The 3,383-nt window shown below is 68.4% G+C and carries 1 protein-coding gene; it reads left to right on the plus strand.

Annotation, left to right across the window (positions count from 1 at the left end; all coding sequences use genetic code 11):
• The first annotated feature begins 211 nt into the window (after nucleotides 1–211).
• Complete coding sequence (locus tag ACFWMR_RS02970) at nucleotides 212–3,343, plus strand: TIM-barrel domain-containing protein (RefSeq protein ID WP_378376541.1); 3,132 nt, start codon at nucleotides 212–214, stop codon at nucleotides 3,341–3,343.
• Nucleotides 3,344–3,383 lie beyond the last annotated feature (40 nt).

Below are 3,383 nucleotides of genomic sequence, written 5' to 3' on the forward strand. Positions count from 1 at the left end.
TCCGTTCCCGAGTGACATGAAAGGGGCTTTCAGGACGAAATCTGTCCTGAAAGCCCCTTTCATGACATCCAGGGCACGAAGACTCCCTGCCACATAAGGATCTTCGTCCGACCCGACGAAAGTCGGCAGCACCGCTTCGGCGGATGACTTTGCGCGAACCGTGCGCTATACAGAGACCCTATTGCGTATTCATGCGCGAAAGGTGTCTTGAATGAGCAGAGTTGCGCAATCCCTGAGTTCGCTGGCTGCAGTGGCCCTTCTCGGGCTTTCCCCGGTCGCCGCCCACGCCGATCCGGCCGCGGCCGCGGCCGGCAAGCTGGGCGATCTGACCGGGATCTCCGCCGACGGCCCCACGGTCACCCTGAATTCGGGGAGCGACGCGGTTCGCGTCAGCTTCCCGGCCGAAGGCGCCGTCCGGGTCTGGCTCGGGCCGGACGGCAAGTTCACCGACCCGGCCGGGAGCAAGATCGTGCTGCCGCGCACCGGCGAGGTCACGCCGAAGAAGGTCGACAAGGGGGACTACTGGGCGGTTTCCACGGCCAAGGCCACGCTGCGGGCGTACAAGCACCCGATGCGGCTCGCGCTGTACGACGGCGCGGACCGCAAGCGCCTCTGGGAGGAATCGGCGCCGCTGTCCTGGACCGACAAAGCGACCACGCAGACCCTGGCGCGGACGGCGACCGAGCAGTTCGTCGGCGGAGGCGAGCAGAACGGCCGCTTCAGCCACCGCGACCAGACCATCCGGATCTTCGCGGACTACAACTGGAATGACGGCGGGGCCCCGAATTCGCAGCCGTTCTACGCCTCCACGGCGGGATACGGCGTGCTGCGCAACACCTTCGCGCAAGGCAAGTACGCCTTCACCGAGCCGGTGCGCACCACGCACGACGAGCGTCGCTTCGACGCGACTTACGTCGTCGGCAACGGGCTCAAGGACGTCATCACCGGCTACACCGACCTGGTCGGGAAGCCTTTCCTGCCCCCGCTCTACGGGCTGGAGCACGGTGACGCCGACTGCTACCTGCACAACGCCAACCGCGGCGAGCGGCACACGCTGGACGCGGTGAAGGTCGCCGAGGGCTACACCGAGCACGGGATGCCCAACGGCTGGATGCTCGTCAACGACGGTTACGGCTGCGGGTACGAAAACCTCCAGCAGACCGGCGAAGGCCTCCGCAAGAACAACATGCAGCTCGGGCTGTGGACCGAGAACGGTGTCCCGAACCAGGTCGAAGAGGTCAAGGCCGGGGTCCGGGTCCGCAAACTCGACGTCGCGTGGGTCGGCCCCGGCTATCAGTTCGCGCTCGACGCGTGCGACACCGCGCACAAGGGCATCGAGGACAACAGCGACGCGCGCGGCTTCGTCTGGACGCCGGTGAGCTGGGCGGGCGCGCAGCGTTGCGGCGTGCTGTGGAGCGGCGACCAGGCAGGCTCCTACGACTACATCAAGTGGCAGATCCCGACCTACGCCGGCGCGACGACCTCGGGTATCGCGTACAACACCGGCGACATCGACGGCATCTTCGGCGGCAGCCCGCAGACCTACGTCCGCGACCTGCAGTGGAAGGCCTTCCTGCCGGTCTCGATGACGATGGACGGCTGGGCCGCTTCGGACAAGCAGCCGTGGAAGTACGGCGAGCCGTTCACCTCGATCAACCGCAAGTACCTGCTGCTCAAGGAACGGCTGCTGCCCTACACCTACAGCCATTCGGTGGACGCGCACGCCACCGGCGTCGGCCAGGTCCGCCCGCTCGCGCTCGAATACCCCGACGACCCGAACGTCTGGGGCGAGAAGGCGAAGTACGAGTTCCTGTCCGGCAAGGACTTCCTCGTCGCGCCGGTGTACGAGAACTCCACCGTCCGCAACGGCATCTACCTGCCGAAGGGCACCTGGGTCGACTACTGGAGCGGCAAGACCTACACCGGACCGACCACTGTGGACGGTTACGACGCGCCGCTCGACACGCTGCCGTTGTTCGTCCGCGCCGGTGCCGTGGTGCCGATGTGGGCCGAGGGCACGAAGTCGTGGCAGACCCGGGACAAGGGCGTGCTCGACCTCGACGTCTACCCGCAGGGCAAGGGTTCGTTCACGCTCACCGAAGACGACGGCGTGACCAGGGCGTACAAGAACGGTGACCAGGCGAAGCAGACCTTCACCGTCGACGCGCCGACGTCCGGGCTGGGCACGGTGACGGTGGGGATCGGGGCGAGTTCCGGTTCCTACGCCGGAAAGCCCGCGTCGCGGAACTACCAGCTGACCGTCCACACGGGAAGCAAGCCCGCGACCGTCCTCGCCGGGACCTCGATCCTGCGGCAGTACGGCAGCAAGGCCGAACTGGACGCGGCGCCGTCGGGCTGGTGGTTCGATCCGGCCACCGGCGGGGTCGCCAGGGTGAAGACCGGCAAGATCGGCGCCGGTGACCGCCAGGACGTCCGGCTGTTCGGCACGAGCGCGGTCGGCGGGATCTTCCCCGAGGACCGCAACGGTTCGGTCGCCCTGTCCGTGCCGGCGGTCGCCGGTCCCGGGCAGACCGCGACGGGCACGCTGAGCTTCACCAACGGCACGCCGCTGCCGGTCCGGGATGTCTCGTTCTCCGTGCCCACCAACGGCTTTCGCGTCGAGGTGCCCGCCGGGCCGCGACTGGTGATGCCCGGCAAGACCGTCCAGGTCCCGGTCAAGGTGACGCCGGACGCGGGGATCAAACCGGACGACTACCAGCTCACCGCGTCGGCGTCGTACAAGGCGCGGCTCGGGGAGAACCGGGTCACCGACTCGGTGACGGTCACCGTCCCGCACGGTTCGCTCGCCGCGGCCTACGGCAACGTCGGCGTCACCGACGCGGCCCACGTCGCGGTGGGGGACATCGACGGCGGCGGCAGCAGTCTCCGGGCCGAAGGTCTCGCCGAAGCCGGTCTCAAACCCGGTGCGGGTTTCACCGCCCTCGGTGCTCAGCTGACCTGGCCGGAAACCGGCACCGGGCAGAAGGACAACGTCCTCGCGTCCGGTCAGACCATCGCGGTGCGGGGGACGGGCGGCAAGCTGGTGCTGACGGGGACCGGCACGGGCACGGCGAAGGGCACCGTCGTCGTCCGCTACGCCGACGGCACCACGAGTCAGGCCGAGCTCGGCTTCCCCAACTGGTGCTGCGCCGATCCCGCCCAGTACGGCGCGACGACGGTGGCGACCGTGATGGGCAAGAACACCCGCGCCGGGGCGGCCTATCCGACCACGCCGTACCGGGTGTTCGCGAACTCCGTCCCGCTGACCGCGGGGAAGGAGGTCGTCGCGGTGACGCTTCCGTCCAACACCGCGATGCACGTGTTCGCGGCGGGTATCGCGTGACGTCTCGTGAGTGGTGAGGACGGTTCTAACCGTCCTCACC

It is taken from the genome of Amycolatopsis thailandensis, assembly GCF_042723255.1.
Lineage (GTDB): Bacteria > Actinomycetota > Actinomycetes > Mycobacteriales > Pseudonocardiaceae > Amycolatopsis > Amycolatopsis thailandensis.

Coding starts and splice junctions, on each gene's coding strand:
- ACFWMR_RS02970 (WP_378376541.1), top strand. CDS start 212: ATGAGCAGAGTTGCGCAATCCCTGAGTTCGCTGGCTGCAGTGGCCCTT.